Genomic DNA, 23,848 nt, shown 5'->3' on the forward strand with positions numbered 1-23,848 from the left:
GCGGCTTCGACGATGCGCTCAATCGAACTCACAGGCCAGCGCTCCTTCACCGTCCAGGGTGGCGTGTACACGGGAGATCGCCGCGCCGCTGGCCATGGCATCCAGCAGGCGGTCGGCGATGCGCGGCAGCACGCTCTGCTCCAGCAGCTGGTCGATCAGCCGCGCGCCGCTCTCGCCGCTGGCGCAGCGTTCGGCCAGGTGGTCGAGCAGCGCCGGGCTGTGGCTGAAGGCCAGGCGGCGTTTGCCCAGGCGCTGGCCGAGGCGCTCCAGCTTGAGCTGGATCAGCTCGCGCAGCACGACACCGGCCACCGGGTAGTAGGGCACCACGCGCATGCGCGCCAATAGGGCCGGCTTGAAGTGGCGGCTCAGGGTCGGGCGGATCGCCTCTTCCAGCTGCTCCACTGGCGGCCGTTGCTCGCCCGCGCAGAGCGCTTCGATCTTGTCGCTGGCCAGGTTGGAGGTGAGCAGGATCAGGCAGTTGCGGAAGTTGATCTCGCGGCCTTCGCCGTCGTTGGCCACGCCTTTGTCGAAGATCTGGTAGAAGACGTTCATCACGTCCGGGTCGGCCTTCTCCACTTCGTCGAGGAGGATCACCGAGTAGGGCTTCTGCCGTACCGCTTCGGTGAGCATGCCGCCCTCGCCGTAGCCGACGTAGCCGGGCGGCGCGCCGATCAGGCGGGAGACGGTGTGCTTCTCCTGGAACTCGGACATGTTGATGGTGGTGAGGAAGCGCTCGCCGCCGTACAGCAGGTCGGCCAGGGCCAGGGCGGTCTCGGTCTTGCCGACGCCGCTGGGGCCGACCAGGAGGAACACGCCGGCCGGCGCGTCGTCCTTGTTCAGTCCGGCGGCGGCGGCGCGCATTGCGCGGTCCAGCACCTGCACCGCCTGCTCCTGGCCACGCACGCGGGCGCGCAGGTCGCTGGCGAAGCTGGCCACCTTGGCGTTGTGTTCGCGGGCCAGCTGGCTCAGCGGCACGCCGGTCCAGTGGCTGATCACTTCGGCCACCAGGCGCGGGCAGACTTCGAAGCTGACCAGCCGCTCCTCGCCTTGGGCCCTGGCCAGTTCGGCCTGCACCTCGCGTAGCTGGCTTTCCAGCGCTTCCAATTCATCGCTGCCTTCGGCGCGGGCCTGGGCGCATTGCTGGCGCAGGTCGAGCAGGCGTTCGGCCAGCTGGCGCTGTTCGTTCCAGCGCGAATCGATCTGCTGCAGTTCGGTTTCCGCCTCGGTCAGGCGCTGTTCCAGGGCGGCCAAGGCCGCTTCGTCCACCGCCAGGCCGGCCTGTAGGTCGCGGCGCAGGGCCAGGCGCTGGCGCTCGCCTTCGGCCAGCTCACCGCGCAGGCGTTCCAGGGCTTCCGGCGCGGCGGCCAGGCTGATGCGCACCCGCGCGCAGGCGGTATCCAGCACGTCCACCGCCTTGTCCGGCAGCTGGCGCCCGGCCAGGTAGCGCGCGGACAGCTCGGCGGCGGCCACCACCGCGTCGTCGCGCAGGTAGATGCCGTGGCTCTGCTCGTACACCGGGGCCAGGCCGCGCAGGATGGTCACCGCTTCCTGCACGGTCGGCTCGTGCAGCTGCACCGGCTGGAAGCGCCGGGCCAGGGCCGGGTCTTTCTCGAAGTACTTCTTGTATTCGCTCCAGGTGGTGGCGGCGATGGTTCGCAGCTCGCCACGGGCCAAGGCCGGCTTGAGCAGGTTGGCGGCGTCCGAGCCGCCGGCCTGGGCGCCGGCGCCGATCAGGGTGTGGGCTTCGTCGATGAACAGGATGGTCGGCTTGGCCGCGCCCTTCACTTCGTCGATCACCCCCTGCAGGCGCCGTTCGAACTCGCCTTTGACGCTGGCGCCGGCCTGCAGCAGGCCCATGTCCAGGCCGAGCAGCTCGACGCCGCGCAGCACTTCCGGCACTTCGCCGGCGGCGATGCGCAGGGCCAGGCCTTCGACCAGCGCGGTCTTGCCGACGCCGGCCTCGCCGACCACGATCGGGTTGTTCTTCCGCCGCCGGGCGAGGATGTCGATCATCTGGCGGATGGCGCCGTCGCGGCACAGCACCGGGTCGAGCTTGCCGTCGCGGGCGCGCTGGGTGAAGTTGTGGGTGAAGCGCTGCAGATTGGATTCGCCCGGCGCGGCCGGCTTGCCCGGCTGGTTCGACGGCTGCTGGCTGAGGGCGAAGTCACGCAGGCGCTCGGCATCGATCTTCGCCAGCATTGGCTGGTAGCGCGTGCCGGCATAGCGCAGCGGGTTGCGCAGCAGGGCCAGGAGCAGCGCGGCCTGTTCGATCTGGCTCTGGCCCAGTTCCAGGTTGGCCACCAGCAGGGCGTCCTGCAGCCACTGCACCAGTTCGGCGGAGAACACCGGGTTGCGCGACTCACTCATCTCGCCGCGTGGCTGCAGGGTGGCGGCCAGCTCCAAGGCATCCACTTCGGCGTCCTGCAGGGCGCGGGCCAGCAGGCCGTCGCGGCGCTCGAGCAGGCCGAGCAGCAGGTCTTCGACCAGGATCTTGCTGCCGCCGCGCTGCAGGCAGCGTTCGGCGGCGGCTTCCAGTTCGCGGCGGGTCTCGGCGTCCAGTGCCTGGACCAGCTGTTGTAGGTCGACGTTGATCATCGTTCTCTCTTTCCCTAGTGAGTCTTGCTGCCGATGGTGACGACGCCATCGGCTTGTTCGTGGCCGAGCCAGCTGGTCCAGCCCAGATGGCAGGGGTTGTCCGCGCCGATGCGCAGCTCGCGGATCTCCTCATGGCGCAGGGCCAGGCGGATGTCGTAGTCGAGCGGGTCGCGCAGGGTGAAGCGCACCAGCGCGCAGAGCGGCTGGTAACCACTGCCGATCGGCAGGAATTCGTGGAAGCGCGCCCAGCTGAGCTGGCGGATATGGATGCGGAACTTGCCGCCGCGGTCGCGCACCGAGTCGCCCAGCACCAGGCTCTCGCCCAGCTGGCTGTTGGCCAGGCCGAGGCGGTTGCGCTGCTCGTCGATGATCTCGACGCGGCGCTCGACGCACTGCTCGATGCGCAGGTCGGCGTGCTTGAAGTAGTAGCGCAGCACCGACTCGACCAGCGCCGCCGAGTGGGCGCGCAGGCTGAGCAGGCCGAGGTAGGGCAGCAGGCGCCGCCAGTTGAGGTCCTCGGTCGCGCGCATGCGCTCACCGCCCAGGCCGATCAGGGCGAACAGGCGGGAGGAAAAGGCATCGCGGGCGCCCTGGTCGTAGTGCGCGTAGTAGCGGTACTTGCGCCAGATCGGCAGGAGCAGGCGCTGCAGGCGGTCGTTGAACAGGTCGAGGAAGTCGCGGGTGGTGTTGCCGTCCGGGCCGTCGCCCAGCGCCTGTTCGCTGTAGAACGCCGGCAGCGGCGAACCGGAGCCGAACAGGCCGACCAGGTTGATGCGCAGGCGCGCGCGCAGCTCGCCGTGTTCCTCGAAGAACTCCAGGCGATCCGTGTCGCTGCCGGGAAAACCCAGGCTGGGGTTGGCCTGAAATTCCAGCTGCTCGTAGAGCGCCTCCTCATCCAGCTCGGGATGCGCGGCGCGCAGGTGGTCCAGCGCCCGCAGTACGCCCTGGAACAGGCTGTACTCGCGGATGCCGGCGCTGAGTTTGCTCAGAGCAGGGGCTGCTGCCCCATGCGCGGCGTCCATTGGTACACCTCTCCCTGTGTGCTCTGTACGCGCAGCTCGTGGTAGCTGTTGAGGCTGGCGTAGAGGGCGAAAAATTCGTTGAGCACCGAGGCGAACAGGAACAGGTCCCCTTCGCCCAGGTAGCCGTCCGGGTCCATGGTCAGTTCGGTGCGCACGCCGCGAATCGGCAGCCCGCGGTGCAGGCGGTCGACGTGCTGGTGGGCGATCTTCTTCAGGCCGCCGAGCATGCGCTGGCTGACCTTGAGCGCATGCTGGTCGTAGTGGCGCGGCAGGTCGTAGGTCTCGAGGATGACCTTGAGCGCCTCGACGTCGGCCAGCGACAGGTAGTTCAGCGACATGTTGGAGATCAGCTTCCACAGGTAGTCGCGGTGCAGCGGCGGCGCGTAGCTCGGCGTCACCGCGCCGATGTTGCGGAAGGTGAGGAACTCCGGCGTGTCTTCGCTGGGCAGGCAGATGTCGCCCGGCTTGAGCTGGCGCGCCAGGCTCTGGTTGGTGCAGGTCAGCTCGATCGACAGGGTCTCCTGGGCATCGCCGCCGCGCTGGGCGAAGCTCAGCCAGGTCTCCAGACCATCGCCGAGCAGCGACGACTGCTGGCGCACGCTGTAGTGCGGGCGGGCGCGCGGCTGGTCGAAGCTGGTGTCGTGCTCGAACGACTCGAACGGTACGTATTCCTCGTAGCCCATGCCGCCCGGCTTCCAGCCGGTCACCCGGTCCACCGAGAACACGCCGCAGTGCTGCGGTTCGAACTCGGCCGGCAGCAGCAGGTACTGGTCCTGCTTGCCGTCCAGGCGGATCGGGATGGCGTCGTGGGCGAACAGGTTGACCACCGGCGTGCAGTACAGGCGCACGTTGTCCAGGGTTGGGCGAATGCGCTGCAGGCCGGTCTTGCGGATGTCGAAGCGCAGCTCCAGGCCGCGGGCACGCTCCAGCACCTCGGCCGGCTGGCGAGCGATGGCGTCGAGGCCCTTGAGGTCGACGAACAAGAACTTGTCCTGGAAGGCGAAGTATTCCTGTAGGTGGCGATAGCCGCGGAAGGTGTTGTGCGGGTAGGGGATCAGCGCCTGCTCTTCGCTGAAGCCGACTGCCTCGACCTGGTTGGCCGGCAGAGCGATGGCCGGCAGCGGCAGGCCATGCTCGCCGGTCAGCGGCTGACCGTCGTCGTCCAGCAGTACCAGCTGGATGCCGCCCAGGTGGCGCATCAGGCCGAGGTAGAGCAACTGGGCGATGTAGCGCTCGCCGGCCAAATGCAGGCGCAGGGCGCTCAGGCCGATCTCGCCGAGGTGGCCGTCGGCGCTCATCGCCAGGCGCAGGCTGAGCAGCGCGCCGTCGCCCTTCACCGAATAGTCCAGCCCGCTCAGTGCCAGCGGCAGCACTTCTGTGGCGTAGGCGGTGCGGAAACGGCAGGTGACGCCGGCCACGGCCTTGGCTTCCACCGGCGTATGACGCGGCACCGGCAGTGCCGGACCGGGACGCTTGAGCGGATCGAACTGCAGCATGCTGAAGGCCGGCAGCGGACGCATGTAGTTCGGCCACAGCAGGTGCATCAGCGAATGGGTCAGCTCCGGCAGCTCGTCGTCGAGCTTCTGCCGCAGGCGCCCGGTGAGAAAGGCGAAGCCTTCCAGCAGACGCTCCACATCCGGATCACGGCCAGCCTGGCCAAGAAACGGCGCCAGCGCCGGGCTGCGCTCGGAGAAGCGCTTGCCGAGCTGGCGCAGCGCGGAGAGTTCGCTCTGGTAGTGGTGGTTGAAGGACATCAGATTTTTTCCCCATCGATGCCATTGAACGCGCACTGAAGGCGAACGTACTCGCGCCAGTCTTCCGGGTGGCGGATGTCAGCAAGCCAGGCGGCGCGCTGTTGCGGGCTTAGGCTGAGCCAGTACGGCCACCAGCAATGCTGCCACCAGTGTTCGAGCTTGCCCTGCAGACTGCCGAGCCCTGCGGCGTCCGCTTCGGGGAATATTTCCCAGGGGTTTGGCGGTATTGGATCGTGATGATTGAAGGACATTAATTGGCCTGCTCCTTGGCCGATTGGATACAGCGCCAGAGATCCTCTGCGGCGTCTTTTTCCGAGATGACAACGTGGTCCGGCTGCAGTGCCAGATGTGGCAGCCTCATGGGGCTTGACGGACACCAATAGGTGCTCGTCCATATGCAACGGCGGGCGTGATAGCCGGGGGCGCTGATCGACAACGTGGTCCAGCACTGCGGCCCATCGGCCAGCAGGGCGAACAGGCGATAGTCACGGTGTTCGGCGAAGACGAAACGGCCCTCGGCATCGCTGCGGGTTTCGTAGCGCCAGGACTCGTCGCTGCCGATATCCAGCTCGATCTTGGCACCCGCCACTGGCTGACCCGTTTCGGCAGACAGCACGCGGCCCTCGATGGCCGGGTTGCGGGTCACCGAGTGGGGGTAGGGGACGCAGGCGCCGAGGGTCGATAGCGCTACAAGCAAAAGGGGCACGCCTAACTTCTCCTGCCCGGGCAATTCGAGCTGACGGCGATGGTTGAAGATCATGGCGTCAGTTCTCGGTGACCCGGTAAGGGGTATTGCTGATGAACAGATTCATCCAGCTGTCTTGCCATTCCGGCACGCCGATCTCGAAGGACTGCTGCTCCTTGTCGAAGTCGAACCAAACGATGCCCACGGTTCTGTCATCTTCGTGCGAGCGCATGTCTGTGTAGCGCTTGTCGTAAAGCGGCGTGCGGAAGGTGGAGTCCGGTGCCTGGGTGTCGATGACGCGGATGTAGGCGAGGTCGCTCCAAGGGGCGAGCGAGACGTTTTGCACAATGAATCTGCCGCTAGGGCTGTACACCGAGAATTGCGATTCGCGATGGAGAGCGGCTTGAGCCGCGCTGGCACAGGCGATTAGTACAGCAACCAGCAGCAGCGCTGAAGCGATCCGTTCGGGAGTCTGCACTTGGGAGCGGGTGCTCATTGGACTAGATGAAACTTCCATGTTCATGGGCATAATTGAATTGAAGATATTTTCCAGATATCGACAGTATTTCCTGGGTCGCCAATCGTTGTTTCCTCAAGAGCGGCGATAAATTCAGATTTATTTAGCGTTATCTTTTTTCGATTTGCGGATATTTCCAGCTTGTAAGTATCAGGAAAGCCACTTATCAAGTCGTCGCTAAAAGAGATATAAGAAAGCACCTCTGTGGATTCGCCTGGCTGCAGTGTTTTGACAAGATGTAAGGGTGTCTTGGCATTCGAATATTCGTTAACGTCAACATCAACCGAGTATGCGCATTCATTATAAAAATCTACGATATAGACATATTTTTTCTGAGCTGTGCAGCCAGCCATCAGCATGATCGTGAATATGGCTAGTATTCTAATCATTGAATTCTACTCGGGTTAGCCAAAGCAGGCCTTTGACATCCTGCTCGGAGATGGTTGACCTATTCCAGAAGTCACGATGCGCAGCTTCTCCGACCGGATAGTCGGTGAAATAGTGCATCACATCCAACTCTCCGGTGGCTGGAATGTAGTGGTTGTCTTTTCTGTTTTGAGTCAGGACTGTGGAAGTGTCTTTATGACTCCATGAGTAATGAGGGATAAGGCCGCCGTCACCATATTCGTTAAGAATCAAGTGGCCGAACTCATGAGCCGCGGTATGCATGAATTCTTCATCAGGAAAAAATGCTGGATATCTGCGTAATGACCAGTATCCAGAGTTGTGGTGAATAACTCTGAACCCCCCCAGGCTGGTTGACCGACCGCCATCTACGGTTAAATTCTCGGTAAGCGGAAAGTCCTTGGCGGAAGGCTTTGCATTGATGTCCGCCTGTACCGTGCAGCGATAAATTCCACTACTGGTATTAATACCGCTGGCGATGCCTTGGGCACGCGTACCATTGCGCGACCAGTAATGCTCAATCCCTTTCTTGGCCTGAGCTTCCAACGCTGGATATGCCAGCGGTGTGAGACTGTTGTTCTGGCCTTTGATGCCGCCATCGGAAAAGCTCGGCCGTACAGTGACTTGGACCGTCTTGGCATTACGGTCTATTTGCGCATCGACCCAGTCCACCTCTTCGCTTTCATTGGCCAGCGGCAGCTCCACGATCTGCTGCAGGCCGCCCTTGACAGCAGTCAGGCGCACCTTGAGCGCGGCGCTCTTCAGCACCTTGGTATCGAGGACGCCGGCTAGGCTGTAGCCGTCCCACTGCCATGGGTGTTCCCCGGTGGGCAGCAGCTTGGTGGTATCGGCTTCGGCGTAGATCAGCGTGCTGCCGTCCAGCACTTCCAGGGTCATGCTGTCGGCGGGCTGTTCGCGGTTGATGACTAGGAAGTCGATGGCTTCTCGATTCTTCGTGGTGCCGCTGGCCAGCTCGGCGTAGTCGGGGATTTCCAGCGGGGTCAGGATGCGATTGCCACCGGGTTTCAACTCCAGTCGGTAATCCAGTGTCTCGCTCTCTTGCTCCGCGGCTTCGGCGCTTGGGATCAGTGCGTCGACAATTGCAGCCACGGCACTGGCGACAAAGGACACGGGTGCGACCGGGCCTATCGTTGCCCCGCCACCACTGGTCCCGATCAACACCGTCCCCGAGCCCGCCACCACCACATTGCCGTGGTTGCCCACGGTGCCGATGGTGGTCGCCGGCTTGCCGTTGATCAGCACGGTCGGGATCACGTTGCCGGACAGTGCGCCGCCGCAGGCCGAGGCATCGCCCTGGCGGGCCGCCGGCAGGCCGTCGAGCAGCACGTTGGGCGAGCCGGCGGCGATGGGGTTGGTGCCGTGGCCGGGAATCGGGCAGGCGGTGGGGTCGCCCAGGCGGGCGGCGGGTTTACCGGACATCCATGCTCTCCTTTGAACCAGGCCCTTACCTGACCTTCACTTGCCCGCTGCCATCCAGCTGCGCGGCAAAACTGACCTGGCGCTTGATGCCGTCGACCTGCAGCAGCCCTTCGATGGCGAAGTTGAGGCTGAGGGGGTCGTGCTCGCGTGGCAGGGAAATGACCCGCACCTGTTTCAGGCGCGGCTCGTATTGTTCGATGAAGCGTTCGATCGCCATGCGCGCCTGCTGCAACGCGTCGTGCAGCGACAGGCGCATGTCGTTGAGATCGGGCAACCCGTAGTCGGGCAGCGTCTGCACGCTGCCCGCCCGGGTGCTGAGCATCTTGGCCAGATGGGCAGCCACCGACGCCATCACGCTCACCTCGTGGTCGAGGCGGGCGCGGCCGACGGTGTCACCGCCGAGGCGCTCGAACAGGCTGCCGTATCCAGTCATTTGGCTCTTACTCCTTATCCAGCTTGCCGACCAGGGACAGGGTGAAATCGGCACCCATGTACTTGAAGTGCGGGCGCACGTTGAGGCTGACGCGGTACCAGCCCGGCTCACCTTCCACGTCGCTGACGATCACCTGCGCGGCGCGCAGCGGACGGCGGCTGCGGACTTCCGAGCTGGGGTTCTCCTGGTCGGCGACGAACTGGCGAATCCACTTGTTCAGCTCCAGCTCCAGGTCGGTGCGCTCTTTCCAGGCGCCGATCTGCTCGCGCTGCAGCACCTTCAGGTAGTGCGCCAGGCGGTTGACGATGAACAGGTAGGGCAGCTGGGTGCCGAGCTTGTAGTTCAGCTCGGCGGTCTTGCCTTCCTCGCTGATGCCGAAGAACTTCGGCTTCTGCGTGGAGTTGGCGGAGAAGAACGCGGCGTTGTCGCTGCCCTTGCGCATGGTCAGGGCGATGAAGCCTTCCTCGGCCAGCTCGTACTCGCGACGGTCGGAGACCAGTACCTCGGTGGGGATCTTGGTCTCGATCTCGCCCATGCTCTCGAAGTGGTGCAGCGGCAGGTCTTCCACCGCGCCACCGCTCTGCGGGCCGATGATGTTCGGGCACCAGCGGAACTTGGCGAAGCTGTCGGTCAGCTTGGAGGCGAAGGTGTAGGCGGTGTTGCCCCACAGGTAGTGCTCGTGGTCGCCGGCGACGTTCTCCTTGTAGACGAAGGTCTTCACCGGGTTCTCTTCCGGGTCGTAAGGGTTGCGCAGCAGGAAGCGCGGCAGGGTCAGGCCGACGTAGCGCGCGTCTTCGCGCTCGCGGAAGCTCTGCCATTTGGCAAACTGCGGGCCCTCGAAGTGGTCCTTGAGATCCTTCAGGTTGGGCAGGCCGGTGAAGCTCTCCAGGCCGAAGAATTTCGGGCCGGCGGCGGCGATGAAGGGTGCGTGCGACATGCAGGCGACCGAGGCCACGTGCTGCAGGCACTTCATGTCCGGCGAGCTCGGGTCGAAGAAGTAGTTGGCGACCAGTGCGCCGACCGGCTGGCCACCGAACTGGCCGTACTCGGCGGTGTAGATGTGCTTGTACAGGCCGGACTGAACGATTTCCGGGCTGTCCTCGAAGTCGTCCAGCAGGTCCTGCTTGGAGGCGTTGAGGACCTCGATCTTGGTGTTCTCGCGGAAATCGGTGCGATCGACCAGCAGCTTGAGGCCGCGCCAGGAGGACTCGAGGCCCTGGAAGTCGGCGTGGTGGAGGATCTCGTCCATCTGCCGGCTGAGCTTGGCGTCGATCTCCGCGATCATGCGGTCGACCATGGCCTTCTTCACCGGCTCGTTCTGGTTGTGCGGCTTCAGCAGCTCCTCGATGAAGGCGGACACGCCACGCTTGGCGATGTCGTAGGCCTCGTCGTCCGGAGTCAGGCGGGTTTCCGCGATGATGCGATCGAGAATGCCGGCGTCGGCGACATTCCGGGTGTTTTCCACTACTGCACTGGTGCTCATGCTCGGGCTTCCTTGTCGAGAATTCAGGCGTCTTGCGGGGCCTGGGCGGCGAGGCCCAGTTCACCCAGTACGCGGTCGCGGGAGTCGTCGTCGGAGAGGACGCTTTCGATGGCCTTGCGGAAGGCCGGGGCGTTGCCCAGCGGGCCTTTCAGGGCGACCAGAGCGTCGCGCAGTTCCATCAGCTTCTTCATCTCCGGCACCTGCTCGACCACGGCGGCGGGGTTGAAGTCCTTCATCGAGTTGATGCGCAGCTGCACCGGCAGCTCGTCATCTGTTTCTTCGTCCTGCAGACGGTTGGGCACGGCGAAGGTCAGGCTCAGCTCCTGCTTGGCCAGCACTTCGTCGAAGTTGTTCTTGTCGATGCTGATCGGCTTGCGGTCCTCGATCTTGCGATCGTCGGCGCGCTGGGTGAAATCGCCCAGCACCATCAGTTTCAGCGGCAGTTCGATCTCTTCCTGAGCGTTGCCAGTTGCCGGTTTGAAGGTGACGTTGATGCGTTCCTTGGGGGCTACCGAGCCTTCTTTGGCCATTGGGTGTATCTCCTTTACGGTCGGGTTCGTTGCGGGCCTTGCGGCCTCAATCCAGCACCACTTCGAGGTCGAGGTGGCACAGCCTGCGGTGGATCTCTTCCTTGCGCTCGCGGATCGCGTGGTTCTGCGGCAGCAGCTCGTAGCAGTTGTGCAGCAGACGCAGCACTTCCAGGGCGAGATCGGGTTCCCACTCGCCGAGGCCGGAGGCCTGCAGCGTCTGGTCGAGGGATTCGAGTTGGGTCTTGGCCAGTTCGTGTTTCTTCGCCGCGCTGCACAGGCGCGCCAGGGCGAGCTGCCAGAAGAAGCGCGCGCGGCCGCCCTGGGCCTGTGCCATGCCCTGCTTGAGTTGCTGCACGGCGGGCTTCAGGCCGTCCTTGCGCAGGCGCGGCAGTGCGGCCTGCAGGGCGACTTCCCAGGCCGACAGCTCGCCGCCTTCGCCGACCTGCACCGCCGGCTCGGCGCTCGGCGCCTGCAGGTGCGGCATGACGTGGGCGCCGATCCAGGCGCGGGTCTCTGCGTCGGCGAAGGGCGCGCCGTCGTGGAAGCGCAGCTCCTCGAGGCCGGGCACGCGTTGCAGGAACAAGGCGAGCTGGATTTCCACCTCGCACATGGCCGGCTCGGCGTTCAGCTCTTGCAGGCATTCCCAGGCCAGGCGCTGGCCGTCCAGCCAGAAGGGCGCGCGGGCGATGCTGGCTTCCAGTTCCACCAGCAGGTCGGCGTACTGGCCGGCGGCGAAGCGTTCGGCGAAGCTGGCCAGCTTGTCCGCCGGCAGGCCGCGCAGGGTGGTGATCTGTTCGGCGTTGGCCTGCGGCAGGCCATCGATCGGCAGCCACAGCAAGGTGCGGGACAGGCGCAGGGCACGCAGGTCGCTGGCCTTCTGCTTCAGCCACCAGGCGCACAGCGGTCGGGCACCGTCCTGCAGGGCGCGCAGCGACTTGTGCGCGTCGCGCTCGTTGTCCAGCGGGGCGGTGGGATTGATCACCTGGGCGGCGGCCTGTTTGACTTGGGCCAGCGCCGCGCCGACTACACCGGGCTCGCTCTGGCCCTGGCTGGCGCGGGCGATCTGTTCGTCCAGGCGGCGGCACAGCGGCAGCAGCAGCGGCGCTTCCTCGCCCAGGTGCTGCGACAGGCAGGTTTCCAGGCCGCGTAGCAGCTCGGCCAACGTGCGGAACAGCGGCAACTGGCTGGCCACCGGAATGTCCTCGCCCAGGGCCTTCTCCAGGCGCGGGGTGAGCCAGGCCAGGGCGGCGGCGCGGGTACGGTCCTTGCGGGGGTGCAGCTCGCTCCAGCGTTCGTCGCACAGGTGGCGGAGCAGGCCGAGACCGGCCTGCAAGCCGGCAAGACCTTCGCGCTGGTACAGCGCCCAGGTCATCCAGCAGGCGGCGCGCAGGTCCTTGGAGTGGTGACGCAGCAGCGCCTCGCTCAGGTCGCGGATCTTCTGCCAGTCGATGGCTTCGGTCTGGTGCATCGCGGCGGCCTTTTCAAGCTCGCCTTCGAGGGCCTCGAATTCGCCGGAATAACGCATATCGGCACCGGCAAAGTCGCCCTCGTTAATGGGGGATTTTGCCAAATGCAGATAATGTTCGGCGAGTGGAGATAATGCAGTCATTCCATTGACTCTATTGGGCGCTCAGCAACTTAGGCGGGGCTTCTTATATATATAAGAAGCAAGCGGTTGCTTGGCGGCGGTGTGCAACTTTCTGCGCAACTCTTTGCGCAACAACTTGCACAAGATCCTTATGCGGTGGGCATCCTAGCCCCGCAATGAGAGGTGGGCAAGGTAAAAAGTGTGACGTGCGTTGCACGAAGAAAGATTGCTGCGCGTTATTGATCCTTCATTGATACAGGTCATTTGGCGTCAATAATTAGTTGCCGATTTCAAATTGAATAAGGTGAGCAAGTTGTAACTTCGCTTGTAGGAAATGGCTTACTTTTAAATTTGTTCCACTTCACAAATAAGTGCGCGCGGCGGCGCTTTTATGTGAACTGGGCCGGCAAAAAAATCTGTCCGAGAGATCAGAAAGTGACCACGTGTTCACTCAGTTGGCGCGCAGCGGCCCGGCGCAGGTCGCGGTTCGATTTCAGGGTCAGGCGTTCGACCTTGGTCGAGTGCCGTGGCGGGAAACGCACCCGAGGCTGCTATGGTGTCTCGATGGCCTGCCGATGGTGCGGGCCGCTGCAGGACTCCATCCGCCCTGAGCGGATCAGATCACAGAACAATCACGGAGAAACCCGCATGACTCTGACCCAGCGTCTCAGCCTGCTCCTTGCCGCCAGTGCCCTGGCGGTCAGCACCGCCGCTCTGGCGGCGCCCACCTTCATCAACGTGCTCACCGGCGGCACCAGTGGCGTGTACTACCCCATCGGGGTCGCCCTCTCGCAGCTCTATGGTTCCGGCATCGAAGGCTCGAAGACCTCGGTGCAGGCGACCAAAGCCTCGGTGGAAAACCTCAATCTGCTGCAGGCCGGCCGCGGCGAGTTGGCCTTCGCCCTCGGCGACTCGGTGTCGGACGCCTGGAACGGCGTGGAGGAGGCCGGCTTCAAGGCGCCGCTGAAGAAGCTGCGCGCCATCGCCGGCACCTACCCGAACTATATCCAGATCGTCGCCAGCGCCGAATCGGGCATCAAGACCCTGGCCGACCTCAAGGGCAAGCGCATCTCCGTCGGCGCGCCCAAGTCCGGTACCGAGCTGAACGCGCGGGCCATCTTCAAGGCCGCCGGGCTGACCTACGAGGACATGGGCGAGGTGCAGTTCCTGCCCTACGCCGAGTCGGTCGAGCTGATCAAGAATCGCCAGCTCGACGCCACCCTGCAGTCGTCCGGCCTGGGCATGGCGGCGATCCGTGACCTGGCCTCGACCATGCCGATCAGCTTCGTCGCCATCCCCGGCGAAGTGGCGAGCAAGATCGGCAATGCGGCCTACCAGCCGGCCAGCATCCCCGCCAACACCTACGACGGACAGACCGAGGCGGTGCCGACCGTGGCCATCACCAATCTGCTGGTGAGCCACGAGAAGGTGTCCGACGAGGTGGCCTACCAGATGACCAAGCTGATGTTCGACAACCTCGGCAAGCTGGCGAACGCCCATTCCGCCGCCAAGGACATCAAGCTGGAGGGCGCCGCGAAGAACCTGCCCATCCCGCTGCACCCCGGCGCGGAGCGCTACTACAAGGAAGTCGGCGCCCTCTGAGGGTGACCTGGCCGCGGGCGGAGGCCCGCGGCCGCTGTTCGATCCGACCGTGGCCGAGTCGCCTGCGACCTTCGGCCTTTGCCGTTAGGAGACATTCGTGAGCGATCATCCAGACGGGCTGCTGGCGAGCCCGCGCGACTGGCCCAGAACCCTGTTCGTCGTGGCCCTGCTGTTCACCGCTTTCCAGATCGTCACTGCCGCCTTCCACCCGGTCTCGACCCAGGTGCTGCGGGCGGTCCACGCCGGCTTTCTGCTGCTGGTGATCTTCCTCAGCTACCCCGGCTTCGGCAGCGGCAGGCCGTTTCAGCCGCTGGCCTGGTTGCTGGGCCTGGCGGGCATGGCGACGGCGATCTACCAGTGGGTGTTCGAGGCGGACCTGATCCAGCGCTCCGGCGACCTGACGTCTGCCGACATGCTGATGGGCCTGTTGCTGATCGTCCTGGTGTTCGAGGCGGCGCGCCGGGTGATGGGCATCGCCTTGCCGATCATCTGCGGGCTGTTCCTGCTGTACGGCCTGTTCGGTGAATACCTGCCGGGGGATCTGGCGCACCGCGGCTATGGCTTCGATCAGGTGGTCAACCAGCTGTCGTTCGGCACCGAGGGGCTGTACGGCACGCCGACCTACGTGTCGGCCACCTACATCTTCCTGTTCATCCTGTTCGGCGCGTTTCTCGAGCAGGCGGGGATGATCAAGTTGTTCACCGACTTCGCCATGGGCTTCTTCGGCCACAAGCTGGGCGGCCCGGCCAAGGTATCGGTGGTGTCCTCGGCGCTGATGGGCACCATCACCGGCTCGGGTGTGGCCAATGTGGTCACCACCGGCCAGTTCACCATCCCGCTGATGAAGCGCTTCGGCTACAAGCCGGCCTTCGCCGGCGGCGTCGAGGCCACGGCCAGCATGGGCAGCCAGATCATGCCGCCGGTGATGGGCGCGGTGGCCTTCATCATGGCCGAGACGATCAACGTGCCCTTCGTCGAGATCGCCAAGGCGGCGCTGCTGCCGGCGTTGCTGTACTTCGGCTCGGTGTTCTGGATGGTCCACCTGGAAGCCAAGCGCGCCCGCCTCGTGGGCCTGCCCAAGGAGCAGTGTCCGAACCCATGGAAGACCCTGCGCGAGCGCTGGTATCTGCTGATTCCGCTGGGCGTGCTCATCTGGTTGCTGTTCTCGGGACGCACGCCGCTGTTCTCCGGCATGGTCGGCCTGGCCCTGACCGCCATCGTCATTCTCGGATCGGCGATCATCCTGCGGGTCAGCGGCACGGCGCTGCGAGTGGTGTTCTGGGTCGTGCTCGGCGTGCTGTGCGCGGGCTTCTTCAGCCTCGGCATCGGCGTGGTGTTCGGCGTGATCGGCCTGCTGGTGCTGGCCTGCCTCTTCGTCCGCGGCGGCCGCGACACGCTGCGCATCTGCGTGGACGCGATGGCCGAGGGCGCGCGCCACGCGGTGCCGGTGGGCATCGCCTGCGTGCTGGTCGGCGTGATCATCGGCATCGTCTCGCTGACCGGCGTGGCCAGCACCTTTGCCGGCTACATCCTGGCCATCGGCAAGGACAACCTGTTCCTCTCGCTGGTGCTGACGATGTTCACCTGCCTGGTGCTGGGCATGGGCATCCCGAGCATCCCCAACTACATCATCACCAGCTCGATCGCCGCGCCGGCGCTGCTGGAGCTGGGCGTGCCGCTGATCGTCTCGCACATGTTCGTCTTCTACTTCGGCATCATGTCCGACCTCACGCCGCCGGTGGCGCTGGCCTGCTTCGCGGCCGCGCCGATTGCCCGCGAGACGGGATTGAACATCAGCTTCTGGGCCGTCCGCATCGCCGTGGCTGGTTTCATCGTGCCGTACATGGCGGTCTACAACCCGGCGCTGATGCTGCAGGGCGACAATCTGTGGATGTCGCTGTACATGCTGGTCAAGGCGTCGGTGGCCATCGGCCTGTGGGGCATGGCGGTGATCGGCTATCTGAGCGGCCGGCTGGGCTGGTGGGAGCGGCTGCTGGCGTTCGCCGCGGGTGCCTCGCTGATCCTCGCGCTGCCTGTGACCGACGAACTGGGCTTCGCCCTCGCCGTGCTGCTGGTTGGCCAGCACCTGTGGCGACACCGAGCCGCGGCGAGCCCGGCGTGATCGGGCTCTGCCTTGGCCTGGCCGGCACGGTCTGGGCGACGCTGCCGCTGGACTCCTTCACCCTGGCCTGGAACCACAGCGTGGAGAAGATCCGGTGGGAGGAGGACTACCGCGTCACCCGCCAAGGGCTGCTGCTCGGCGAGGCGCGGGTGCGTGGCAGCGGCGCGGGCATGGAGGTGCCCGACGGCGCCGAATGGCGCGACGGCAGCTGGCACTACCGACGCGCCCTGCCGCCGCTGCAGCCGCTGCGCCTGGGCCGCACGCCGGAAGCCGGGGACTACCAGCTGTGCGACGGTCAGGCCTGCCGGCCGATGAGCGACTGGCTGGGGCCGCCGCGGGTCGACCGTCCGCTGGTCGAGATATGGGGATGCGAGCTGCGAGGTTAGCGGTTCAGCCGTTGCGCCCGTTCCACGTGAAACCTGGCTTCGATGTCTGGCACCCAAGCAAGCGGATGCCGGTCGCTTTTCCTTCTGCTTCCCAGCCAAACCCCTCCTCTAAGGTGCCCGCACTACGACCGTGATGAGGCGCTAACGCCTCACTGCGGACTCATCTTCAGCACCCTTCCAGCGATATTCCCTCCGCATTCCTGCGGACTTCAGTAAGAAAGGCGATCCGGGACGCCGGATACAACCCATCTCGATTGGTTAGTGTTATGTTATAACAAAAAACAGAGACAACCCTGACGAGACCCGACCGTGCTCAGCGAATCCGAACTGCTCGCCATGCCTCCCGCCGCCTACATGAACGAGGCGCAGCAGGGGTTCTTCCGCCAGCATCTGCTCGACCAGCGCGACGACCTGCGGCGACGCATCGACGAGGAATTCGGCGAGCTGCGCCAGCAGGAGCCTGCCAGCGATCCCGCCGATGCCGGCAGCGCCGAGGAACAGCGCCAGTGGCAACTGCGCCTGCTGGAGCGGGAGAAGAAGCTGCTGGACAAGATCGACGAGGCCCTAGAGCGCCTGGCTCGTGGCGAGTACGGCTGGTGCAGCGAAACCGGCGAGCCGATCGGCCTGCGTCGGCTGCTGCTGCGGCCGACCGCCAGCCTGTGCATCGAGGCGAAGGAGCGTCAGGAACAACGCGAACGCCATATCCGTGATGTGCGAGGAAACCCCAATGGATAACCGTCTACCCGTCACCGTGCTGTCCGGCTTTCTCGGCGCCGGCAAGAGCACCCTGCTCAACCACGTGCTGAAGAACCGCGAGGGCCTGCGCGTGGCGGTGATCGTCAACGACATGAGCGAGATCAACATCGACGGCGGCGAGGTGCAGCGCGATGTCAGCCTCAACCGCGCCGAAGAGAAGCTGGTGGAAATGAGCAACGGCTGCATCTGCTGCACGCTGCGCGAGGACCTGCTGGAAGAGGTGTCGCGCCTGGCCCGCGACGGCCGTTTCGACTACCTGCTGATCGAGTCCACCGGCATCAGCGAACCGCTTCCGGTCGCCGAGACCTTCACCTTCCGCGACGAACAGGGCCAGAGCCTGGCCGACCTGGCGCGCCTCGACACGCTGGTCACGGTGGTCGACGGGGTCAACTTCCTGCGCGACTTCCATGCCGCCGAGAGCCTGGCCAGCCGCGGCGAGACACTCGGCGAGGAAGACGAGCGCTCGATCACCGACCTGCTGATCGACCAGGTCGAATTCGCCGACGTGATCCTGATCAGCAAGGCGGACCTGATTTCCAGCGCCGAGCGCGAGGAGCTGGTCGCCATCCTCCGCGGGCTGAACACCGAGGCGCAGATCCAGCCGATGGTCATGGGCCAGGTGCCGCTGGGGCGGATTCTCGACACCGGGCGGTTCGACTTCGACCGCGCCGCCCAGGCGCCGGGCTGGCTCAAGGAGCTGCGCGGCGAGCACGTGCCCGAGACAGAGGAATACGGCATCGCCTCGACCGCCTACCTGGCGCGCCGGCCCTTCCACCCGCAGCGCTTCTTCGGCTTCCTCGACCGCGAGTGGAGCAACGGCCGGCTGCTGCGCTCGAAGGGCTACTTCTGGCTGGCGAGCCGCATACAGGAGGCGGGCAGCTGGTCCCAGGCCGGCGGCTTGATGCGACATGGCCTTGCGGGGCGCTGGTGGCGGTTCGTGCCGCGCAGCCAGTGGCCGACCGACGAAGACGGCCTGCGCAGCGTGATGGGCAAGTGGGATGCGGACGTCGGCGACTGCCGCCAGGAGCTGGTGTTCATCGGCCAGAACATCGACTTCGAGCGCCTGCGCCACGAGCTGGACGCCTGCCTGCTGACCGATGCCGAGATGGCCGGCGGGGCCGAGTCCTGGGCGCTGCTGCCGGACCCCTTCGGCAACTGGACCGAGGAGGCCGCCTGATGCACGCCCTGCAGCTGCGTCCACCGCCGCGCCAGGTGCTCAGCGAATACCACGAGGCGCTGGCCGAGGCGCTGCGTGAGGGCGTGAACCTGGCCGTGTGGCAGCGCCGCCTGGCGCCGCAGGTGGAAGATTTCGCCCGTCTGCTGCTGGCCCAGCCGCAGGAGGTGGCCGAGTCGCTGCAGATCGAGGTCGACGCGGACGAGTCGCTGCGCATGCCGGCGCTGCTCGCCGGCGTCGCCGATCTGGAGGGGCATGCGGCCTTCGTCGCCGATGTCACCTGGCTGGTGGAGGCCTTCGCCTGCCTGCTCGGCGCCCGCCGGATCGGCCTGCGCCTGCGCAGCCTGAGCAAGCCGATGTGTCCGCGCTTTCACGTCGACCATGTGCCGTTGCGGCTGATCACCACCTACGCCGGCGTGGCCAGCGAGTGGCTGGAGGAGGGCGCCATGGACAGGCGTCGCCTGGGCGACCCGCAGGCCGAGCCGTCGGACGAGGGGCGGATTCGGCAATTGCGCGCCGGCGATGTGGCGCTGGCCAAGGGCGAGCGCTGGGAAGGCAACGAGGGCGCCGGGCTCATCCACCGTTCGCCGACGCCGGCATTGGCCGAGCGCCGGTTGCTGCTGACGCTGGACTGGCTGGCCTAGGGCGGCTCAGCGATCCATCCACACGCCCTTGCTCTGCTGCTCGCAGGCGGGCTTGAGGTAGCGGGCGTCGCCGGCCACGCCGTAGTAGTGGATGTCCTGCTGGTAGGGCGTGCCCTGGACCTTGGCGTTGCGGCATTCGCCGAAGGCACCGGCCGGGCAGCTGTCGACGAAACTGACCTCGACCTTCTGGCCCTTCAGTTGCGGTGCACAGAAGCCGCTGCGGAACAGGTTGGCGGGAATGCTGCGGTTCTGCTGGCAGAGCTTGACCTCCACCTGGTTGCCTTGGCTGTGCACCACACAGGCCTCGGCCCAGGCCTGGCCGGCCAGGCCGAGCAGCAACAGGGCGACGATTGCGCGCATCGTCTCTCTCCTCGAACAAAGCGGCGACTTTAGCCTTTCCCGACGCCGCGTGAAACAGCACCATAAGCCCATGCTCGCGCACATCCCCACACACCTGATCGCCGGCCCCCTGGGCGCCGGCAAGACCAGCCTGATCCGCCACCTGCTGGCGCACAAGCCGGCGCACGAGCGCTGGGCGGTGCTGATCAACGAGTTCGGCCAGATCGGCCTGGACCAGGCGCTGCTGACCACCACGGACGACGGCGTCGCCATGGCCGAGATTCCCGGCGGCTGCCTCTGCTGCGTGGGCGGAGCGCCCTTTCGCGTCGGCCTCACCCGTCTGCTGCGCCAGGCGCGGCCGGATCGCCTGCTGATCGAGCCATCCGGTCTCGGCCATCCGCCGGAGCTGCTGCGCCAGCTGGGCGAGGCGCCCTGGGCCGGGGTGCTGGCCGTGCAGCCGCCGGTGCTGTTGCTCGACGCGCAGGCACTGGCCGCGGGCCAGGCGCTGCCACAGAGCCAGGCGGCGACCCTGGAGCACGCCGGGCTGCTGCTGCTGAACAAGGCGGAGAACCTGAGCGAAGCCGAGCGGGCGCGGGTGGCGGCCGGCCTGCCGGCACGGCCGTTGCGCTGGACCGATCACGGCGCGCTGGACTTCGCCGAGCTGCCGGGCAGCGCCGTGCGCGCCGGATCGGCGCAGGAGTCGCGCCTGCCCGAGGTCGCCGCGCCGCTGCCGCAGATCTGGAGCGATCCGCGGCGGCCCATCTGCCAGGTGCAGGCCCAACCCGAGGGCTGGAGCATCGGCTGGCGCTTCCATCCCGGCCAGATCTTCGACCTCGCGGGCGTGGCGCAGTGGCTGGCCGGTCTGCCGTGGCGCCGCGCCAAGCTGGTGCTGCACGGCGGGCAGGGCTGGCGCTCGGCCAACGCGCTGGAAGGCGAGGCGCTGCAGTGGCGCCTCAGCGAATGGCGTCGGGATTCGCGGCTGGAGCTGATCTTCGCCGAGGCCCAGGACGCCGAGGCACTCTCCGCCGCCCTGGCCGGCCTTCGCCTGGATTAGCCGGCGAGCAGCGCTTCCAGGCCGGCGCCCAGCAGCACGATGGCCAGCAGGCCAAGGCTCAGACGCCGCACGGCGGGCGAGCGGTAGAAGGCGATCAAGCGGTCTTCGCGGGCTTCGTGCACCTGTAACCGGTAGTCATATTCGCCGGGCGCCTCGCGAAGCGCCTGCCAGGCCCGGGCCGCATCGGCGTCGTGCAGCAACAGCAGGGCATAACGATGCCCGCGCGATTCCGCGCCGAGATCGCAGGCGACGGCCTGGATGCCCAGCTCGCCGAGGCGATCACGGAGAAAATCGAGGTAGCTGCCGTTGTCGGAGGTGCGCAGGTTCTGCACGACGGGGTTCCCGCCCATGTGGAAGGTCCGGCCGCAGCGCGGCCGGGCGCGATGGTAGCAGAATGCCAGAGTGTGATGGAGTTCCCGTTTCGCCTGCTCAGGGGTGGTTGTTGAACCAGGCGAGGATCTTGCCCGGTGAGGCGGCGAACCATGCGTGGCCGCCCGTGGGCTCGCTGTGCACGACCGTCTCTATGCCCTGGTAGAGCAGGCGGTCGTGGTAGGGCTGCATGCTGGTCCAGGGCACCACCCGGTCGGCCATGCCGTGGAGAAACAGGGTGGGCGGGTGATCGGCCGGCAGGCTCGGGGGTATCTGGCAGCGCGCGCCGACGCAGGTGGCGTAGGAGGCGGACTGGATGGCCAGCGCCTTGAAGCGACCCGGGAACGAAACCGCCATGCGGCTGGTGTTGTAGCCGCCGCTGGAGATGCCGGTGGCATACCAGCGAGCCGCATCCAGCTTGCCGAAGTGCCCGGCTTCCATGGCGGCGAAGAGGTTGTCGAAGAACAGCCGGTCGTTGCTCTGCGCGTAGTTCTCGGCATACACGAGCTCGTTGGTTTGCCAGGCCGCGGCGGCGGTGAGGGCGTTGGGCGCGATCACCGCAAAGCCGTTGTCCAGCAGGGTGCGCACCAGGAGGCCCTGGTAGTAGCCCCCGAAGGGCATGTCTGCGCTGTAGCTGAAACCATTCATCCGCACCAGGGAACCGTGGAACAGCAGCACCACCGGCCAGCCGGCGTTCGGTGCCGTACCAGCGGGCACCTGAAATATCACCTTGCGCTGGCCGGCCGCGCCGGAGGCGATCCACGCCGTCTCGGCGGTGCAGTTGACGATGGCCTGCTGGGTGACGGTCGTGCCGACGGCGCAACGGGACGCGGCCTGGGTGTCGAGGCTGGCGGTTGCCAGTAGCGCTGCGGCGATCAGGATGTGGACGGTCGACATGGGGACTCCTGGTATCGATGGCACACACAGGAGTAGATGGCGCACTCGCCGCGGCTATTGGCGTCATCTTTCTGCCAATGGACGGGCGGCGGCCCTAAGTGACAACGAAAATGGCGGAAATCCATCGGCATTGGCCCTGCGGTGCGAGTGGCGAAGCCGAGCGGAAATCGCCGTGCCGCTGGCGACATGGGCCCGCCTGCCATGGCTCGCGTCGTCTCCGCTTCAGGGCCTTTATCGCCGAGCATTCGGCGCCTTTGCCGGACTGACGCGTTGGCCACGCGTCGCTACACTGGCCGCAGTTTTTGTCGCGGCCCGTTCTTCATGCACCTGCTTCCCTGGTCCCATCCCACCTCCGCCGGTTTCACCCTGAGCGGCTGGCACACACCGCCCAGCGGCAAGCCGCTGTTGCACTTCCTGCACGGCAACGGCTTCTGCGGGCGCACCTATGAGCCGCTGCTGACGCCGCTGGCCGAGCACTTCGACCTCTGGCTGTGCGATGCGCAGGGCCATGGCGACACCGAGCACGGCGGTCGCTTCCACGGCTGGAACCGCAGCGCCGAGCTGGCGGTGGAGGCCTTCGAGGCTGGTCGCGGGATGTTCGGCGAGGTGCCGCGCTTCGCTCTCGGCCACAGCTTCGGCGGTGTGCTGACCAGCCTGATCCTGGCGCGCCAGCCGCAGCTGTTCGAGCGTGCCGTGCTGCTCGATCCTGTGCTGTTCACCCCGACCATGATGGGCGTGATGGCATTGTCCGAGCTGGTCGGCCTGCACCGGCGCAACGTCATGGCGAAGAAGTCGGCGGCGCGCCGGCGCCATTGGCCGGACCGCGCCAGCGCCTTCTCCCTGCTGCAGGGCAAAGGCATCTTCCGTGGCTGGACCGACGCCGCGTTGCAGGCCTATGTCGACCATGCGCTGAAGGATGCGGCCGACGGCGGCGTCGAGCTGAAGTGCCGGCCGAGCCGCGAGGTGGACATCTTCAGCTCCTTCCCCAAGCGCCTGTGGCCGTCGCTGGGCAAGTTGAGCACGCCGACCCTGCTGCTCTACGGCGACAGGACCTATCCCTTCGTCGGTCAGTCGGCCAGGCGCCTGGCCGGCCTCAACCGGCACGTGAGCATCGCCGAAGTGCCGGGCGGTCACTGCTTCATGCAGGAGCATCCGCAGGACAGCGCCGTGCGGGTCCTCGCCTTTCTGCAGCCCGGGCGCTGAGATGATCGCCAGCCGCGAGGACGTGTGGCTGGCGCTGTCCGAGCTGTGGCTGGACCACCAGCCGGACGAGCACGACCACCGCCATATCGCCCGCGTGCTGCTGGCCAGCGGCCTGTCGACCGAGGAGCTGCGCGGCATCTATCTGGAGGAGGTGGCGCCGCTGCTGTGGCTGAACCACTGGACGACGGCGGGCGTGTGGAGCGGTTTCGATCCCGCCTGGCTGAGCGCCGGTTGCCGGCGCAATCTGCAGCGCCGCCAGAGCCGTTGGCACCGCTGGCGCTGCCGCCTGCTGCGCCGGCCCATGACTTACGCGGCCGAGCCCGAATGGTGTCAGGTGCTGCTGCGGATGGAGGAGCTGCGCGGCTAGGTCGCGTCGCGGTCGAGGCGGTGGCGATCGTCGGGGCGTGGGTGGCTGCGGCGCCAGGCGTCCAGCTGGATCACCTTGTCGTCGTGCTGCTCCGGGGCCTGAAAGGGATGCGCCGCCAGCTCGATGCCGCCGAGCTGGCGCCCGTACATGCTGATGCTGCCGGTGAGGCGCTGCTCGCCGGTGACGGTGAACTCGAAGCCATAGATGCGCGCCACGCGACGCCGGCCACGGCTGTCGCGGACCAGGGCGAGGCGGCGGAACGCGACGTTGCCGTCGAGCAGTTCCACGTCCAGCTTGGCGCAGTGCTGCTTGGCCAGCGCCAGCGCCCGTTCGCGAATGCCATGGCCGCGCCACAGCCAGGCGCAGACGGTGGCGAACAGCATCAGCAACAGCACATCCAGCAGGTCGATCATGGCGGCTCCGGCGGTATCGGGCCCAAGCTTAACCCATTCGGTCCGAGGGGATTGAGCCGGCGGGCGCATC

At 66.2% G+C, this 23,848-nt stretch carries 25 protein-coding genes; 9 read left to right on the plus strand and 16 right to left on the minus strand.

The features are described 5' to 3' along the window. Positions 1–18 precede the first annotated feature (18 nt). From tssH to tssA, 12 genes are read right to left on the minus strand one after another with little or no spacing between them, the layout of a single operon-like run. Complete coding sequence (gene tssH, locus NF616_RS06430; RefSeq protein WP_252272418.1) at positions 19–2,595, minus strand: type VI secretion system ATPase TssH; 2,577 nt, start codon at positions 2,593–2,595, stop codon at positions 19–21. Positions 2,596–2,609: 14 nt separating this feature from the next. Further along, entirely contained in the window at positions 2,610–3,617 is a 1,008-nt protein-coding gene (gene tssG / locus NF616_RS06435) for a type VI secretion system baseplate subunit TssG (RefSeq protein WP_252272419.1), read from the minus strand. Further along, positions 3,581–5,371 carry a type VI secretion system baseplate subunit TssF gene (gene tssF, locus NF616_RS06440; RefSeq protein WP_252272420.1) on the minus strand — a complete coding sequence of 597 codons (1,791 nt, stop codon included), beginning with the start codon at positions 5,369–5,371 and terminating at the stop codon, positions 3,581–3,583. Before tssF ends, tssG begins: the two co-directional genes overlap by 37 nt. Further along, positions 5,371–5,622 (minus strand): hypothetical protein, encoded by a 252-nt coding sequence (locus tag NF616_RS06445; RefSeq protein ID WP_252272421.1) that lies wholly within the window; start codon positions 5,620–5,622, stop codon positions 5,371–5,373. The genes tssF and NF616_RS06445 overlap by 1 nt, the downstream gene beginning before the upstream one ends. Next, positions 5,622–6,131, minus strand: coding sequence for a carboxypeptidase-like regulatory domain-containing protein (locus NF616_RS06450; protein WP_252272422.1), 510 nt, complete (start codon positions 6,129–6,131; stop codon positions 5,622–5,624). The genes NF616_RS06445 and NF616_RS06450 overlap by 1 nt, the downstream gene beginning before the upstream one ends. A gap of 4 nt (positions 6,132–6,135) precedes the next feature. Continuing rightward, positions 6,136–6,579, minus strand: coding sequence for a hypothetical protein (locus NF616_RS06455; RefSeq protein ID WP_252272423.1), 444 nt, complete (start codon positions 6,577–6,579; stop codon positions 6,136–6,138). Further along, complete coding sequence (locus NF616_RS06460) at positions 6,576–6,926, minus strand: hypothetical protein (protein ID WP_252272424.1); 351 nt, start codon at positions 6,924–6,926, stop codon at positions 6,576–6,578. Before NF616_RS06460 ends, NF616_RS06455 begins: the two co-directional genes overlap by 4 nt. A 28-nt stretch (positions 6,927–6,954) precedes the next feature. Next, a complete protein-coding gene (locus tag NF616_RS06465; RefSeq protein WP_252272425.1) occupies positions 6,955–8,418 on the minus strand; it encodes a PAAR domain-containing protein in 1,464 nt (487 codons plus the stop codon). 25 nt (positions 8,419–8,443) lie between these two features. Continuing rightward, the gene (gene tssE, locus NF616_RS06470) at positions 8,444–8,851 is read right to left on the minus strand and encodes a type VI secretion system baseplate subunit TssE (RefSeq protein ID WP_021702434.1); all 408 of its coding nucleotides are present in this window, start codon (positions 8,849–8,851) and stop codon (positions 8,444–8,446) included. A gap of 7 nt (positions 8,852–8,858) precedes the next feature. Beyond that, the gene (gene tssC, locus NF616_RS06475; RefSeq protein ID WP_252272426.1) at positions 8,859–10,334 is read right to left on the minus strand and encodes a type VI secretion system contractile sheath large subunit; all 1,476 of its coding nucleotides are present in this window, start codon (positions 10,332–10,334) and stop codon (positions 8,859–8,861) included. A 23-nt stretch (positions 10,335–10,357) separates the two neighbouring features. Continuing rightward, on the minus strand, positions 10,358–10,864 hold the full coding sequence (tssB, locus tag NF616_RS06480) for a type VI secretion system contractile sheath small subunit (RefSeq protein ID WP_252272427.1): 507 nt from the start codon (positions 10,862–10,864) through the stop codon (positions 10,358–10,360). 46 nt (positions 10,865–10,910) lie between these two features. Beyond that, on the minus strand, positions 10,911–12,473 hold the full coding sequence (tssA, locus tag NF616_RS06485) for a type VI secretion system protein TssA (RefSeq protein WP_252272428.1): 1,563 nt from the start codon (positions 12,471–12,473) through the stop codon (positions 10,911–10,913). 627 nt (positions 12,474–13,100) lie between these two features. Here tssA and NF616_RS06490 point away from each other — a divergent pair. The 6 genes from NF616_RS06490 to NF616_RS06515 all read left to right on the plus strand — a co-directional run bounded on the left by NF616_RS06490 (position 13,101) and on the right by NF616_RS06515 (position 19,136). After that, complete coding sequence (locus NF616_RS06490; protein WP_252272429.1) at positions 13,101–14,054, plus strand: TAXI family TRAP transporter solute-binding subunit; 954 nt, start codon at positions 13,101–13,103, stop codon at positions 14,052–14,054. Between the two features lie 97 nt (positions 14,055–14,151). Next, the gene (locus tag NF616_RS06495; protein ID WP_252272430.1) at positions 14,152–16,176 is read left to right on the plus strand and encodes a TRAP transporter permease; all 2,025 of its coding nucleotides are present in this window, start codon (positions 14,152–14,154) and stop codon (positions 16,174–16,176) included. Beyond that, positions 16,173–16,562 carry a DUF1850 domain-containing protein gene (locus NF616_RS06500; protein WP_252272431.1) on the plus strand — a complete coding sequence of 130 codons (390 nt, stop codon included), beginning with the start codon at positions 16,173–16,175 and terminating at the stop codon, positions 16,560–16,562. Before NF616_RS06495 ends, NF616_RS06500 begins: the two co-directional genes overlap by 4 nt. Before the next feature lie 336 nt (positions 16,563–16,898). Beyond that, on the plus strand, positions 16,899–17,297 hold the full coding sequence (dksA, locus tag NF616_RS06505) for an RNA polymerase-binding protein DksA (RefSeq protein WP_252272481.1): 399 nt from the start codon (positions 16,899–16,901) through the stop codon (positions 17,295–17,297). Beyond that, positions 17,290–18,495, plus strand: a complete 1,206-nt coding sequence (zigA, locus tag NF616_RS06510) for a zinc metallochaperone GTPase ZigA (RefSeq protein WP_252272432.1) — start codon at positions 17,290–17,292, stop codon at positions 18,493–18,495. The genes dksA and zigA overlap by 8 nt, the downstream gene beginning before the upstream one ends. Next, positions 18,495–19,136 (plus strand): DUF1826 domain-containing protein, encoded by a 642-nt coding sequence (locus NF616_RS06515; protein WP_252272433.1) that lies wholly within the window; start codon positions 18,495–18,497, stop codon positions 19,134–19,136. The genes zigA and NF616_RS06515 overlap by 1 nt, the downstream gene beginning before the upstream one ends. Positions 19,137–19,142: 6 nt before the next feature. Here the strand turns inward: NF616_RS06515 and NF616_RS06520 are convergent, their stop codons facing one another. After that, positions 19,143–19,496, minus strand: a complete 354-nt coding sequence (locus NF616_RS06520) for an NADH:ubiquinone oxidoreductase (RefSeq protein WP_252272434.1) — start codon at positions 19,494–19,496, stop codon at positions 19,143–19,145. Positions 19,497–19,566: 70 nt separating this feature from the next. On the opposite strand from NF616_RS06520, the gene NF616_RS06525 reads away from it, so the two are divergent. After that, on the plus strand, positions 19,567–20,529 hold the full coding sequence (locus NF616_RS06525; protein WP_252272482.1) for a CobW family GTP-binding protein: 963 nt from the start codon (positions 19,567–19,569) through the stop codon (positions 20,527–20,529). Here NF616_RS06525 and NF616_RS06530 read toward each other — a convergent pair. Further along, positions 20,526–20,879 carry a hypothetical protein gene (locus NF616_RS06530; protein ID WP_252272435.1) on the minus strand — a complete coding sequence of 118 codons (354 nt, stop codon included), beginning with the start codon at positions 20,877–20,879 and terminating at the stop codon, positions 20,526–20,528. The two genes, NF616_RS06525 and NF616_RS06530, sit on opposite strands and share 4 nt — an antisense overlap. Before the next feature lie 79 nt (positions 20,880–20,958). Next, a complete protein-coding gene (locus NF616_RS06535; RefSeq protein WP_252272436.1) occupies positions 20,959–21,795 on the minus strand; it encodes an extracellular medium-chain-length polyhydroxyalkanoate depolymerase in 837 nt (278 codons plus the stop codon). Between the two features lie 321 nt (positions 21,796–22,116). Between NF616_RS06535 and NF616_RS06540 the strand changes: the two genes are divergently transcribed. Together NF616_RS06540 and NF616_RS06545 are read left to right on the plus strand one after the other, a co-directional pair. Then, entirely contained in the window at positions 22,117–22,998 is an 882-nt protein-coding gene (locus NF616_RS06540) for an alpha/beta fold hydrolase (RefSeq protein WP_252272437.1), read from the plus strand. 1 nt (position 22,999) lies between these two features. Beyond that, positions 23,000–23,365, plus strand: coding sequence for a DUF7079 family protein (locus tag NF616_RS06545; protein WP_252272438.1), 366 nt, complete (start codon positions 23,000–23,002; stop codon positions 23,363–23,365). On the opposite strand, the gene NF616_RS06550 is transcribed toward NF616_RS06545, so the two are convergent. Further along, the gene (locus tag NF616_RS06550; RefSeq protein ID WP_252272439.1) at positions 23,362–23,778 is read right to left on the minus strand and encodes a DUF3301 domain-containing protein; all 417 of its coding nucleotides are present in this window, start codon (positions 23,776–23,778) and stop codon (positions 23,362–23,364) included. The two genes, NF616_RS06545 and NF616_RS06550, sit on opposite strands and share 4 nt — an antisense overlap. Between the last annotated feature and the right edge of the window lie 70 nt (positions 23,779–23,848).

This window comes from Pseudomonas subflava, assembly GCF_023823685.1.
GTDB lineage: Bacteria > Pseudomonadota > Gammaproteobacteria > Pseudomonadales > Pseudomonadaceae > Aquipseudomonas > Aquipseudomonas subflava.